Below are 13,310 nucleotides of genomic sequence, written 5' to 3'. Positions count from 1 at the left end.
GCGCGGTGCATGGCAAAAACGCCACACGCGGACGGATAATACGCGCTCTGACGGCCACCCTCCCCGGAGTTTTGCTGCGTCGCCCCCCACAATCACCCTATGACCAAAGCGTTCCGCCTTATCGCCTCGACCGGCATCCACAAGGGTGACCGCGAATACCAACAAGACCAGGTGGCCCTGATCTCGCACGAACGCTACAACGGGTGCGTGCTGGGGGTGGTCGCGGACGGCATGGGCGGGCGCAGCGGGGGCCGCAAGGCCTCCGACCAGGTGATGATGACGGCCCGCCAGTTGTTTGAACGCTATTCGCCGGAGTCCGACGACCCCGCCGCAATGCTGAAGAACATGGTGGAAGAGGCGCACATCGTGATCCGCCTCACGGCCATTTCATCCGAACAGGAGCCTCATAGCACCATCGCGGCGTTCCTCATCAACCCGCGTGGCGACTGCCACTGGGTCCACGCGGGCGACTCGCGCATCTACCACTTCGAGGGTGCGCGGCTGGCGTTCCGCACGAGTGATCATTCGTATGTGCAGGCGCTGGTGGACCGCGGCGAACTGAGCGAAGCCGAGGCCAATAACCACCCGCACTCCAACATCCTGGTAGGCTGCCTGGGTACCGAGAGCGACCCACCCATCACCACCCACACCATCCCGCAACTGCGTCCGGGTGACGTGCTGATGGCCTGCAGCGACGGGGTGTGGCACTATTTTTCGCCCACGGAACTTGCCTCGGTGGTCGACTCGCTCTCGCCCCGCGAAGCCACCGAGTTCCTCATCGACAAGGCCCGCTCACGTGCACGGGGCGGCGGCGACAACCTCTCGCTGGTCATCGTCAAGATCGAGGCCCTGGTCGAAGAGAAGAAGATCGCCCGACTCGTCCCCATGTCCGCCGGAAAAGCCTGAGCGGCTGGCCAATGATGGCCTGCGGTACGGAACATCGCGGGCGCGAACTGCTTATCCACGACCCGGGGCCCAGCGCCTTTCGGCTTCAGCCGCGCGATAGGGACAGCGAGAACCATGACAGCGGCCCGGCTTCCCAGCCCGCTGGCATGGCCCTTTTTTCAGGGTTGACTGGCTGGCCGCAGCCCCGAAGACGCAGGCAGCGGTGCCGCCGGCGGGCGGCCCGATGCCGCCGCTTGTGACTGCATCTTCTCGACGCGCTCACGCCGCTCCTGCGCAGATTTCAGGTTTTCTTCGTGGCGCAAACGCGCGGTCGCTGCACGTTCGGCGTTATCACGGGCACGCTCGGCCTGGTCGGCTGCATGCGATTGCTGCCGGTTGCGCTGCTCTTGAGCCCTGCGCCGCGCTTCAAGGTCGTGCTGGCTTTGCAACGCCTCGGTTCCCAAGGGCGGCGCTGCGCGGTTGCCGCCTCTGGCGGAACCCTGCGGTTGCGAACGATCGGGCGCCACACGCTGCTTCTCTTCGATCGAGCGCAGGCGGTCGGTAGCCTTGGCCCTGCGCTCTGCGTCGTTGACCCGCACCTCGCGGGCACGCAGGTCCAGTTCGGTCACCCGTGCCCTGGCGCGCACGTCACGCAGGCAATCCTCCACCGCAAAGCGGCGATAACAGGCAGCCTCTTCCTGCTTGCGGGCGGTCGTACTGGTGCGGCGCTCCTGCTGGATACGGTCGCGTTCGGCCTGCCGCTCGGCGGGCGAAGCAAAGGGTGCCCCTGGAGGAGGCAACTCCGCCGAGGGCTGCGCCCACGCGGGCGCAACGGCCAGCAGTGCCAGGGCAAGGGTTCGCTGAGCCTTGTGCATCATGTCAGCCCCGTATCGACCGTGCGGCGGTCCAGTGCAAGAAACTCTTTCGACTGCATCTCGTGCAGCCGCGACACCGTGCGCGGAAACTCGTGGGCCAGTGGCCCCTCGGTGTACAGCTGCTCGGGCGGCACCGCCGCCGACAGGATGAGCTTGACGCGCCGGTCATACAACACATCCACCAGCCAGGTGAAGCGCCGCGCAGGCGATGCCATGTTGACCGGCATGTACGGCACATCCGACAGCAGCACCGTATGGAACTGCGAGGCGATTTCAAGGTAGTCGTTCTGCGAGCGCGGACCTCCGCACAGGGTCTTGAAATCGAACCAGACCACCCCACCCGCCTTGCGGCGCGCCCGGATCTCGCGGGCCTCGATGTGCAGCACGGGGTCCTCGTCGTGCACCTCGGCCAGCTGGTCGAAGGCTGCGTTCATATCGGCATCAGCCTCGGCGCCGAGGGGCGTGTGGTAGAGCTTGACCTGCTCGAGCGTGCGACGCCGATAGTCCGTGCCGTTGTCCACATTCACCACTTCCAGCTTTTCGTTCAGCAGCGCAATGGCCGGCAGGATGCGGTCACGGTGCAGGCCATCGGGGTACAGCTCATCCGGCCTGAAGTTGGACGTGGTGACGAACCCCACACCGTTGTCGAACAACGCCACGAGCAGACGGTGCAGGATCATGGCGTCCGTGATGTCCGCCACGTGGAACTCGTCAAAGCAGATCAGCTTGTAGCGCTTGGCGATGCGTTCGCCCAGAACGTCCAGCGGATTGACCGTACCCTGCAGCGCCGCCAGTTCACGGTGCACCTCGCGCATGAACTCATGGAAGTGCAGGCGCACCTTGCGCTTGAGCGGCACGGCGTTGAAAAAACAGTCCATCAGGAAGCTCTTGCCCCGCCCCACCCCGCCGTACATGTAGACGCCGCGCGGAACCTCGGGGTGGTTGATGAGCTTCTTGAGGGCGTTGGAGCGGCGCGATTTGTACGCGGCCCAATCGCGGGCGCAGCGCTGCAAGGCGTCCACCGCGCGCAGTTGCGCCGGATCGCTCTGGAACCCCTTGGCGGCCAGTTCAGCGAGGTAGGTCTGTTTGACGGTCACGTTGACAATGCCCTGGAACTCTAACGCTATAAAACAAATAGCTGCTAGCGCTTAGTGCATAAGCGCTAGCAGCCAATTTCACGCAAAGAATCAGAAATTCAGCGTGCGCTTGTCAACGGCCAGTGCCGCTTCCTTGGTGGCTTCGCTCAAGCTGGGGTGGGCATGGCAGATGCGGGCAATGTCTTCCGCGCTGGCCTTGAACTCCATGGCCACCACGGCTTCGGAGATCAGCTCGCTGGCCATGGGTCCGACGATGTGCACGCCCAGGATCTCGTCCGTGGCAGCGTCGGCCAGGAACTTCACCATGCCGGTCGTGTCGCCCAGCGCGCGTGCCCGGCCGTTGGCCAGGAACGGGAACGTGCCCGCCTTGTACTTCACGCCATCGGCCTTGAGCTGCTGCTCGGTGCGGCCCACCCAGGCGATCTCGGGGCTGGTGTAGATCACCCAGGGAATGGTGTTGAAGTTCACATGACCATGCTGGCCGGCAATGCGCTCGGCCACGGCCACGCCCTCTTCCTCGGCCTTGTGCGCCAGCATGGGGCCGCGCACCACATCGCCCACGGCCCACACGCCAGGCAGGTTGGTCTTGCAATCACCATCGACCACGATCTCGCCACGGTCGCCCAGCTGCAGACCCACCGCCTCGGCATTCAGGCCGATGGTGTTGGGCACGCGGCCGATGGAAACGATGAGCTTGTCCACGTCCAGGCTCGCAGCCTCGCCCTTGGCGTTGGTATAAGCCACGCTCACGCCCTTCTTGCCGGCCTTGATCTCGCCGATCTTCACGCCCAGCTCGACCTTCAGGCCCTGCTTGTCGAATGCCTTCTTGGCTTCCTTGGCGATCTGCTCATCCACGGCACCGAGGAACGTGGGCAGGCCTTCCAGAACCGTGACGTCGGCGCCCAGGCGGCGCCAGACCGAGCCCATCTCCAGGCCGATCACGCCCGAGCCGATCACGCCGAGCTTCTTGGGCACGGCGCCGATGCGCAGCGCGCCGTCGTTGGACAGGATGTGCTCTTCGTCGAACGCCACGCCGGGCAGTGCGCGGGCGTTGGAGCCCGTGGCGACGATGACCTGCTTGGCCACCAGGGTCTCTTCGGCGGCGCCCGCCACCTTGATCTCGTAGCCGCCCTCGGCGGCCTTCACGAACGAGCCGCGGCCATGGAAGAAGCTGACCTTGTTCTTCTTGAACAGGTACAGGATGCCGTCGTTGTTCTGCTTCACCACGGCGTCCTTGCGGCCGACCATCTTGGCCACGTCCATCGTCACCTTGCCGGTGCTGATGCCATGGTCGGCGAAGTGCTTGTTGGCGTGCTCGAAATGCTCGGACGACTGCAGCAGCGCCTTGGAGGGGATGCAGCCCACGTTGGTGCAGGTGCCACCCGGTGCCGGGCCGCCTGCCGCATTCTTCCATTCGTCGATACAGGCGACATTCATGCCCAGTTGTGCTGCACGGATGGCAGCGATGTAGCCACCGGGGCCGCCGCCGATCACGACGACATCGAATTGTTTGCTCATGGAAAATCTCTCTCAATCAGTTGGAAAAAGACCCACCGACGGGCTCCAGCACAGGCCAGGCCACATGGGTGGGTCAATGCTTGCCGCTTTCAGCGCTTAGATGTCGAACAGCAGGCGCGATGGGTCTTCCAGTGCGTCCTTCATGGCCACCAGGCCCAGCACGGCTTCGCGGCCGTCGATGATGCGGTGGTCATACGACATCGCCAGGTAGTTCATGGGGCGCACCACGACCTGGCCGTTTTCAACCATGGCACGGTCCTTGGTGGCATGCACGCCCAGAATGGCCGACTGGGGCGGGTTGATGATGGGGGTGGACATCATCGAGCCGAAGGTGCCGCCATTGGAGATGGAGAACGTGCCGCCGGTCATCTCCTCAATGCCCAGCTTGCCTTCGCCCGCCTTCTTGCCAAATTCGGCGATCTTCTTTTCGATGTCGGCAAAGCTCATCTGGTCAGCGTTGCGCAGGATGGGCACCACCAGGCCACGGGGCGAACCCACGGCGATGCCGATGTCGAAATAGCCGTGGTAGACGATGTCATTGCCGTCCACCGAGGCATTGAGCACGGGGTACTTCTTGAGCGCGTGCACAGCCGCCTTCACGAAGAACGACATGAAGCCCAGCTTGGTACCGTGTTCCTTGGTGAACTGGTCCTGGAACTTCTTGCGCAGCTCCATCACAGGGGCCATGTTGACTTCGTTGAACGTGGTCAGGATGGCGTTGGTGGATTGCGACTGCAACAGGCGCTCGGCCACGCGCGCGCGCAGGCGGCTCATGGGCACGCGCTGCTCCGGGCGGTCGCCCAGGTCTTGGGCGGCGGAAGGCGCGGCCACCTGCGGCAGCGCCTTGGTGGGCACGCCCGTCGGGATCACCGCAGCCGTCGACTTCACGCCACTGGCCACGGCGGCCAGCACATCGCCCTTGGTCACGCGGCCGTCCTTGCCCGTGCCAGGCACGGCGCTGACCGACAGGTTGTTGTCGGCCAGCAGCTTCGCGGCGGCCGGCATGGCCACATCGCCCTTGGCACCACCCGTTGCCGCGGCGGCGGCTACGGGAGCGGGAGCGGCGGCAGCCGGTGCGGCAGCAGCGGCGGGAGCCGCAGCAGCGCCGGCCTTGCCTTCGGTGTCGATTTTGGCAATCAGCTGGTCGGCCACCACGGTGGCACCGTCGCCCTGCACGATTTCCGCCAGCACGCCAGCGGCCGGTGCCGGCACTTCCAGCACGACCTTGTCGGTTTCGATTTCGATCAGGATCTCGTCCACGGCCACTGCCTCGCCGGCCTTCTTCTTCCACGTCAGCATGGTGGCCTCGGCCACGGATTCGGACAGTTGCGGTACTTTGACTTCTACGATAGCCATGTCAGTTCTTTCGGAATGGGGTTTTGTTCTGGAGAGGGGTTGCCGGCCTTACTTGGTCAGGACAAAACCCTTGAGCTTGGCAAACGCGCCTTCCACCAGCGCCTTTTGCTGTTCCTGGTGCAGGTGCGAATAGCCCACGGCAGGCGAAGCGGACGCTGCGCGGCCGGAGTAACCCAGCTTCTGGCCGTCGAGCATGTTCTCGTGGATGTTGTGCTGGATGAAGAACCAGGCGCCCTGGTTCTGCGGCTCATCCTGGCACCACACGATGTCGGTGGCGTTGGGATACTTCTTGAGCACAGCGGCAAACGCCTTGTGAGGGAACGGATAGAGCTGCTCGACACGGATGATCGCCACGTCGGTCGCTTCGTTCTCGGTACGCTTCTTCACCAGGTCGTAGTACACCTTGCCAGAGCAGGCGATCACGCGCTTGACCTTGTCGGCCTTCTTGTCGATGGCCTCGTCCTGCTCGGGAATCACCGTCTGGAAACCGCCCTTGGTGAACTCGGACAGCGGCGAGGTCGCGTCCTTGTTGCGCAGCAGCGACTTGGGCGTCATGATCACCAGCGGCTTGCGCAGGTCGCGCACCATCTGGCGGCGCAGCACATGGAAAATCTGGCTGGCCGTGGTGGGCTGCACGATCTGCATGTTGGCGTCGGCGGCCAGCTGCATAAAGCGCTCCAGGCGGGCCGAGCTGTGCTCGGGGCCCTGGCCTTCATAGCCGTGGGGCAGCATCAACGTCAGGCCGTTGGCACGGCCCCACTTCACCTCGCCCGAGGCGATGAACTGGTCGATCACCACCTGCGCGCCGTTGGCGAAGTCGCCGAACTGGGCTTCCCAGATGACGAGGGTGTTGGGGTCGGAGCCGGCATAGCCGTACTCGAAGCCCAGCACGGCCTCTTCGGACAGGATGGAGTCGATCACGACGAACGGCGCCTGGTTCTCGGCCACGTTCTGCAGGGGTACGTAGGTGCCGGTGTCCCACTTCTCGCGGTTCTGGTCGTGGATCACGGCATGGCGGTGCGTGAACGTACCACGGCCCGAATCCTCGCCCGACAGGCGCACCGGGTAGCCGCTGGCCACCAGCGATGCAAAAGCCATGGTTTCGCCCATGCCCCAGTCCACGTTGACTTCGCCGCGGCCCATGGCTGCGCGGTCGTCATACACCTTCTTGACCAGCTGGTGCGGGGTGACGCTGTCGGGAATGGTGGTGAGCTTTTCGGACAGGCGCTTCCATTCGGTCAGGGGAATGGCGGTATCGCCGGCGTCGGTCCACTTCTTGCCCACGAAGGGCGACCAGTCCACCGCGTACTTGCTCTTGAAGTTGGTCAACACCGGATCGACCGTGTGCTTGCCAGCGTCCATGGCGGCACGGTAGGCCTTGACCATGTCGTCACCCAGCGTCGCGCCCAGGCCCTGGGCCGCCAGCTTGTCGGCGTACAGCTTGCGCGTGCCGGGATGCTGGGCAATCTTCTTGTACATCAGCGGCTGGGTCAGCGCGGGGGTGTCCTGCTCGTTGTGGCCCAGCTTGCGGAAGCAGGTGATGTCCACCACCACGTCCTGGCGGAATTCCATGCGGAACTCCAGTGCCAGTTGGGTGGCCAGCACGACCGCTTCAGGGTCGTCGCCGTTCACGTGCAGCACCGGCGCCTCGACCATCTTGACGATGTCGGTGCAGTACACGGTCGAGCGCATGTCGCGGGGGTCGGACGTGGTGAAACCGATCTGGTTGTTGATGATGATGTGCACCGTGCCGCCAGTGGTGTAGCCACGGGTCTGGGCCAGGGCCAGGGTTTCCTGGTTCACGCCTTGGCCGCCGAAGGCCGAGTCGCCGTGCACCAGCACGGGCAGCACCTGGCTGCCCTTGGGGTCGCCGCGGCGGTCCATGCGGGCGCGCACCGAGCCTTCCACCACGGGGTTCACGATTTCGAGGTGCGAGGGGTTGAATGCCAGCGACAGGTGCACGGGGCCGCCTGCGGTGGACACATCCGAACTGAAGCCCTGGTGGTACTTCACGTCACCGGCCGGCAGTTCTTCGGGGGCCGTGTGATCGAACTCGGCAAACAGGTCCTTGGGCATCTTGCCCAGCGAATTCACCAGCACGTTCAGGCGGCCGCGGTGGGCCATGCCGATCACGATTTCCTGCACGCCCTTGGCACCGGCCGACTGGATCAGCTCGTCCATGGCGGCGATGAAACTCTCGCCCCCTTCGAGCGAGAAGCGCTTCTGGCCAACGTACTTGGTGTGCAGGAAGCGCTCCAGGCCTTCGGCGGCCGTCAGGCGATCCAGGATCTGGCGCTTGCGGTCGCCGTTGAACTGGGGCTTGCTGCGGATGCTTTCGAGCTTCTGCTGCCACCAGCGCTTTTGCGCCTGGTTGGTGGTGTACATGTACTCGGCGCCGAGGGTGCCGCAGTACGTTTCATGCAGCGCGTTGAGCAGCTCGCGCAGCGGCATCTTGTCCTTGCCGAAGAAGGTGTTGCTCGTGTCGAACACCGTTTCCTGGTCGGCATCGCTGAAGCCGTAGAACGATGGCTCCAGTTCGGGAATGGCGGGGCGCTCGGTGCGCTTCAGGGGGTCCAGATCGGCCCAGCGCTGGCCCACGTTGCGGTAGGCGGCGATCAGCTGCTGCACGGCGGTGCGCTTGCGGCCCATTTCAGCGTCGGCGCTGGCAACCACTACCTTGGTGCCGCCCTGCTTTGCGCGCTCGGCAAAGGCGTTGATCACTGGCAGGTGGGGAACGTCGCGGGCGTTGGTTCCGTCCACGGCGGGAACATGCTGCAGCGCATCGAAATACTCGCGCCACGTGTCGGGCACGCTGCCGGGGTTGGCCAGATAGTTTTCATACATCTCTTCGACATAGGGCGCATTGCCGCCGAAGAGGTAGGTGTTGCCTTGGTAGGCTTGATAGACGGATGTCGTATCGCTCATATTCCGCTGACCTCCGCTTCCCTGCGGGAAGCATTAGCTGGTTGAGAAACCTTCCGCGACACGGCTGGACCGATTTGCGGATGCGACTGTGGCTGGGGAAGGGCCTTTGTACGGGCGGTATTGTGCCACCGAACGCAAAAGCGCTCCAGCCAGCGTCCGCCCGCCGGGCAGCACGGACGGCCGCATTCCTGTCACGCGGCCACCGTTCCCTCGCGTACAGTGCGGGCTTCGCATCTGCCTGCAAACGCCCATGCACCCTACCCTCTTTCAGAACCGCGTTTTCCTGATCCTGCTGACGCTGGTCACGCTCGCCTTCGGCGCCATCCTCTGGCAGTTTCACGGCGCCGTGTTCTGGGGCGTGGTGCTGGCCATCCTGTTCACGCCCTTTCACCGCAAGCTGCTGCGGCGCATGCCGGGCAGCCCCAACCTGGCGGCCCTGGCCACCCTGGGGCTGTGCCTGGTGATCGTCATCCTGCCCATGACCCTCATCAGCCTGTCGCTCGTCCAGGAGGCCACGGGCATCTACGACCGCCTGAAATCCGGGCAGCTGAACTTTGGCCAGTATCTGCAGCAAATCCTGGACGCCATGCCTGCCTGGGCGGCCGGGCTGCTGGACCGTTTCAACCTGACGACCCTGGGCGAGCTGCAGGAGAAGCTGTCGTCCGTGGCGGTACAGGCCAGCCAGTTCTTTGCAACCAAGGCCCTCAGCATCGGGCAGAACACGCTCGAGTTCGTGGTGGGCTTCGGCGTGATGCTGTACCTGCTGTTCTTCCTGCTGCGCGATGGCTCTGCGCTGGCGGCACGTATCAACCGCGCCACGCCGCTCGATACCGAGCACAAGCGCCAGCTGGCCAGCAAGTTCACCACCGTGATCCGGGCCACCGTGAAGGGCAACATCGTCGTGGCGGCGTCGCAAGGGGCGCTGGGCGGCCTGATCTTCTGGATCCTGGGCATCCAGGGGCCCGTGCTCTGGGGCGTGGCAATGGCGTTCTTGTCGCTGCTGCCCGCCGTGGGCGCGGGACTGGTCTGGGGGCCGGTCGCCCTGTATTTCCTGGCCACTGGCGCCGTGTGGCAGGGCGTGGTGCTTGCGCTGTACGGGGTGGGGGTGATCGGGCTGGTGGACAACATCCTTCGCCCGCTGCTGGTGGGCAAGGACACCAAGATGCCCGACTACGTGGTGCTGATCTCCACGCTGGGCGGCATGGCCCTGTTCGGCCTGACCGGTTTTGTCATCGGCCCCGCCATCGCCGCCCTGTTCATTGCGAGCTGGGACCTGTTCGCCCCGCCCGATTCACCGGCCGGCCCATCCAACTCGGAGCGCTGATTCCTGCGGCTGCGCATCCGGCCCCCTGCAGGTGGGCGGCCGGACTTCCGCGCTGGGCGCAGCAACGAGGGGCGGCGCCGTGCGGCTACAGGGCACGGCGGACTGCATGCGCTGCGGGCTGCTCCGCACTGAAAAGCTATTCATTTCATAGCTGCTCGCGGCTTGCCAAAAAGCGCTGCAGGCACTTCTCTCTTCAAATCCAGGGTTAAGGCCCTTCGCAAGCCCCTGCGCCCACCGCCCCTCGATGCGAACCTTGGCTGCAGCCCACCCCAGACCGTCCGCGCGCAAGCAGGTGCATCCCAACGGAATGCCTCACCCCAGCGCCCCACCACCTAACCATATGCGCAAACCTTCGTTGGCTTGACTCACGTCAAAACCTACGCTGCAGCCTTCGATCTGTCTCCACCCGAAGGACCGCGCACCATGACCTTAGCCACCAGCCGCCGCTCGGCGCTGAAAACCCTCACCGCACTGACCGCCGCCAGCTGGGGCCTGGCCGCCTGCTCGCGCCCCGATGAGCAGGCCGCCGACTCTGCTGCTGCCACCGCACCGTCGGCGGCAAGCAATAGCAAGATCGTCGAATTCCTCTACCCCGACAACCCCTCGTTCGACCTGATCTACCTGGCCGATCGGCTTGGCTATTTCGAGGGCACCAGCACCCGCCCCAAGTACGTGGGCAAGGTGGCGGCGCCGCAAATCATTCCGCTCGTCGGCACGGGCGAGATCCACTTTGGCGCCCGCATGGTGCCGCTGGTGATCTCGGCAATTGCCAGTGGTGCCGACATGAAAGTGGTGGCGGCCGGTGGCAAGACGCTGCAGGAAGCGCCCCACATGAAGTACTTCGTGAAGAAGAGCTCGGGCATCCGCCAGCCCAAGGACCTTGAAGGCAAGACCATCGGCTTCAACAGCTTTGGCGCCTGCGCCGAGTTCGTCACCAAGAAATACCTGCGCGAGCACGGCGTGGATGTGAACAAGATCAATTTCATCGTGGTGCCCGACAACCAGAACGAGCAGGCAGTGGTGACAGGCAATGTGGACCTGGCCATCATCCACCCGCCGCACTCGGGCGGCGCCGAAGCCAACACCGACCTGCTGCGCCTGTGGAGCGACTTCGACCTGGACGGCGGCCTGGGCGGCATGTCGCCCTACAGCGTGAACGGCAAGTTCGCGCGCGAAAACCCGCAGGCCGTGCGCGACGTGGTGGCCGCCCTGGCCAAGGCCGGCAACTGGGTCAACGCCAACCCCGAGGAGGCCCGCAAATACACGGCCGAGCGCATCGGCATGGACCTCCAGCATGTGGAACGCTACGCCTACGTGGACAACCAGCTCATCACCGAGCCACCCATCCAGTACTACATCGACATCCTGCAGGCCGAGGGCAAGCTGGCGCCCGGCAAGGTCAAGGTGGCCGACGTGTACACCAACGAGTTCAACCCGCACGCCAACGCCAGTGCAAAGGGCTGACCCCATGAGCAACGCCAAGATCGTGGCGCGCGGCGTGCAGATGGACTTCCAGGTCCGCGACGAGCTCGGCCAGAAAAAGACCATTTCCGCGCTCAAGGACTTCGACCTCGACGTGCGCCCCGGCGAGTTCTTCACCATCCTCGGGCCTTCGGGCTGCGGCAAATCCACTTTCCTCAGCATGCTGGCAGGCCTGTCACGCAAGACCGGCGGCAGCATCACCATCGACGGCCGCCCCGCCGAGGGCATCAACCAGCACCAGGGCGTGGTGTTCCAGGGCTATGCGCTGTTTCCGTGGCGCACGGTGCTGCGCAACATCGAGGTGGGGCTGGAGATCCGCAAGGTGCCCAAGGACGAGCGCCGGCGCACCGCGCAGGAGTTTCTGGAACTGGTGGGACTGGAAGGCTTCGGCCATCGTTACCCGCATGAGCTGTCGGGCGGCATGCGCCAGCGCGTGGCCATTGCGCGCTCGCTGGCCTACAACCCCGACCTGCTGCTGATGGACGAGCCCTTCGCCGCGCTCGATGCGCAGACGCGCGAAATCCTGCAGTCCGAGCTGCTGCGCATCTGGGAGCTGCACAAGAAAACCATCGTCTTCATCACCCACAGCCTGGACGAGGCGATTTACCTGTCGGACCGCATTGCCGTGATGACGCACCGGCCCGGCCGCATCAAGGCCATCCTGGACGTACCGCTGCCGCGCCCGCGCGCCCCGGAAATCCGCAACTCCACCGCTTTTGTGCAGTTGCGCCAGCAAGCCTGGGAAATCCTGCGCGACGAGGTGGCCTTTGCCAGCAACCACCGACAAGAGCCGCTGGCACCGCTGGTGCCTACCGCGCCCGACTTTCGCCTGGCCCTCACGGGGTTCGCCGTATGACCACCTCTGCCACTTCCGCCGCTGGCGCTTCCGCCGCTGACATTTCCACTGCCGGCATGTCTGCCGCCAGCCCGGCCCCTGCACAGCGCCTTGCCACGCCCACCGCCGTATTGCCCACCCTGTGGCGCGGCCTGGAACGCAGCGCCTGCATTCTGCTGTTCCTGGCCCTGTGGGAGTTGCTGCCCCGCGCGGGCTGGGTGAGCCCGGCATTCTTGAGCCCGCCCTCCGATGTGGTTCGAGCCATCGCCACCCTGGTGGACAACGGCCAGCTCTGGAAGCATGTCACCGCCAGCCTGCAGCGCTCGCTCGCCGGCCTGCTGCTGGCCATCGCCAGCGGCGTGGGCCTGGGCCTGCTCATGGGGGCCGTTCAGCGTTTTGAAGCCTTTGTCGACCCGCTGCTGCAGCTGTTTCGCCAGGTGTCGGCCTTTGCGCTGTTTCCGGTGTTTCTGCTGTTCCTGGGGATAGGCGAGGCGTCCAAGGTGGCCATCATCTTCTGGGCGGCGTTCTGGCCGGTGCTGCTCAACACCATCGGCGGCGTCAAGCAGGTGGACAAGCTACTGGTGCATTCCGCCCTGTCGATGGGTGCATCGCGCAGCTACATCTTTTTTCGCGTGGTGCTGCCAGCAGCGTCGCCCTCGATCTTCACGGGCATTCGGCTGGCGGGGGCCTACTCCATCACGGCGCTGGTGGCGGCAGAAATGATCGGCGCCCATGCCGGACTGGGCTTTCTCACCCTGAACGCGCAGGAGATCTTCCAGATCCCCACCATGTACGCGGGCATCCTGCTGCTGGCCTTGCTCGGGCTGGGCCTGAACTACGCCCTCGCCCTCATCGAAGCCCGGCTCACCGGCTGGCGCAAGGGGCTGGAACTCCATGGCTGAGCCCGGCACCCTGCCTGCCGATGCAGGCCTGCCCCCACGCCCCCCGTGGCGCCCGATGCAACGGCACGGCTGGTTGGCGGCGCTGGTGGTCCTCGGCGCGACCACCTGGAT

General features: G+C 65.0%; 10 protein-coding genes. 5 read left to right on the top strand and 5 right to left on the bottom strand.

Features of this window, described 5'->3' with window-relative positions:
- Positions 1 to 99 precede the first annotated feature (99 nt).
- On the top strand, positions 100 to 906 hold the full coding sequence (locus ACDELDRAFT_RS03240; protein WP_005793390.1) for a PP2C family protein-serine/threonine phosphatase: 807 nt from the start codon (positions 100 to 102) through the stop codon (positions 904 to 906).
- 158 nt (positions 907 to 1,064) lie between these two features.
- On the opposite strand, the gene ACDELDRAFT_RS03235 is transcribed toward ACDELDRAFT_RS03240, so the two are convergent.
- From ACDELDRAFT_RS03235 to ACDELDRAFT_RS03215, 5 genes are all read right to left on the bottom strand, one after another.
- Positions 1,065 to 1,763, bottom strand: coding sequence for a hypothetical protein (locus ACDELDRAFT_RS03235; RefSeq protein ID WP_005793388.1), 699 nt, complete (start codon positions 1,761 to 1,763; stop codon positions 1,065 to 1,067).
- Entirely contained in the window at positions 1,760 to 2,857 is a 1,098-nt protein-coding gene (gene zapE, locus ACDELDRAFT_RS03230; protein ID WP_005793385.1) for a cell division protein ZapE, read from the bottom strand. The genes ACDELDRAFT_RS03235 and zapE overlap by 4 nt, the downstream gene beginning before the upstream one ends.
- Positions 2,858 to 2,947: 90 nt before the next feature.
- Positions 2,948 to 4,375, bottom strand: a complete 1,428-nt coding sequence (gene lpdA / locus ACDELDRAFT_RS03225) for a dihydrolipoyl dehydrogenase (RefSeq protein WP_005793383.1) — start codon at positions 4,373 to 4,375, stop codon at positions 2,948 to 2,950.
- Positions 4,376 to 4,471: 96 nt separating this feature from the next.
- Positions 4,472 to 5,731, bottom strand: a complete 1,260-nt coding sequence (gene odhB / locus ACDELDRAFT_RS03220; protein WP_005793381.1) for a 2-oxoglutarate dehydrogenase complex dihydrolipoyllysine-residue succinyltransferase — start codon at positions 5,729 to 5,731, stop codon at positions 4,472 to 4,474.
- 48 nt (positions 5,732 to 5,779) lie between these two features.
- Complete coding sequence (locus ACDELDRAFT_RS03215; RefSeq protein ID WP_005793379.1) at positions 5,780 to 8,656, bottom strand: 2-oxoglutarate dehydrogenase E1 component; 2,877 nt, start codon at positions 8,654 to 8,656, stop codon at positions 5,780 to 5,782.
- A 250-nt stretch (positions 8,657 to 8,906) separates the two neighbouring features.
- Here ACDELDRAFT_RS03215 and ACDELDRAFT_RS03210 point away from each other — a divergent pair, with 250 nt between their 5' ends.
- The 4 genes from ACDELDRAFT_RS03210 (at position 8,907) to ACDELDRAFT_RS03195 (ending at position 13,199) form a co-directional block, all read left to right on the top strand.
- The gene (locus tag ACDELDRAFT_RS03210) at positions 8,907 to 9,980 is read left to right on the top strand and encodes an AI-2E family transporter (RefSeq protein WP_005793378.1); all 1,074 of its coding nucleotides are present in this window, start codon (positions 8,907 to 8,909) and stop codon (positions 9,978 to 9,980) included.
- A 423-nt stretch (positions 9,981 to 10,403) separates the two neighbouring features.
- Entirely contained in the window at positions 10,404 to 11,444 is a 1,041-nt protein-coding gene (locus tag ACDELDRAFT_RS03205) for an ABC transporter substrate-binding protein (protein WP_005793376.1), read from the top strand.
- A gap of 4 nt (positions 11,445 to 11,448) precedes the next feature.
- Entirely contained in the window at positions 11,449 to 12,318 is an 870-nt protein-coding gene (locus tag ACDELDRAFT_RS03200) for an ABC transporter ATP-binding protein (RefSeq protein ID WP_005793374.1), read from the top strand.
- A gap of 56 nt (positions 12,319 to 12,374) precedes the next feature.
- Positions 12,375 to 13,199: an ABC transporter permease gene (locus tag ACDELDRAFT_RS03195; protein WP_040327944.1), complete on the top strand. Its 825-nt coding sequence runs from the start codon at positions 12,375 to 12,377 to the stop codon at positions 13,197 to 13,199.
- Positions 13,200 to 13,310 lie beyond the last annotated feature (111 nt).

The sequence above is a fragment of the Acidovorax delafieldii 2AN genome (assembly GCF_000175235.1).
GTDB classification, from domain to species: Bacteria; Pseudomonadota; Gammaproteobacteria; order Burkholderiales; family Burkholderiaceae_C; genus Acidovorax; species Acidovorax delafieldii_B.
This window is presented reverse-complemented; position numbering and strand designations above follow the sequence as displayed.

What these genes read in the sequence shown, in the direction of transcription:
- ACDELDRAFT_RS03205 (WP_005793376.1), top strand. Translation starts at nt 10,404, where the DNA reads ATGACCTTAGCCACCAGCCGCCGCTCGGCGCTGAAAACCCTCACCGCA.
- ACDELDRAFT_RS03200 (WP_005793374.1), top strand. Translation starts at nt 11,449, where the DNA reads ATGAGCAACGCCAAGATCGTGGCGCGCGGCGTGCAGATGGACTTCCAG.
- ACDELDRAFT_RS03240 (WP_005793390.1), top strand. Translation starts at nt 100, where the DNA reads ATGACCAAAGCGTTCCGCCTTATCGCCTCGACCGGCATCCACAAGGGT.
- ACDELDRAFT_RS03235 (WP_005793388.1), bottom strand. Translation starts at nt 1,763, where the DNA reads ATGATGCACAAGGCTCAGCGAACCCTTGCCCTGGCACTGCTGGCCGTT.
- ACDELDRAFT_RS03215 (WP_005793379.1), bottom strand. Translation starts at nt 8,656, where the DNA reads ATGAGCGATACGACATCCGTCTATCAAGCCTACCAAGGCAACACCTAC.
- ACDELDRAFT_RS03195 (WP_040327944.1), top strand. Translation starts at nt 12,375, where the DNA reads ATGTCTGCCGCCAGCCCGGCCCCTGCACAGCGCCTTGCCACGCCCACC.
- ACDELDRAFT_RS03210 (WP_005793378.1), top strand. Translation starts at nt 8,907, where the DNA reads ATGCACCCTACCCTCTTTCAGAACCGCGTTTTCCTGATCCTGCTGACG.
- lpdA (WP_005793383.1), bottom strand. Translation starts at nt 4,375, where the DNA reads ATGAGCAAACAATTCGATGTCGTCGTGATCGGCGGCGGCCCCGGTGGC.
- odhB (WP_005793381.1), bottom strand. Translation starts at nt 5,731, where the DNA reads ATGGCTATCGTAGAAGTCAAAGTACCGCAACTGTCCGAATCCGTGGCC.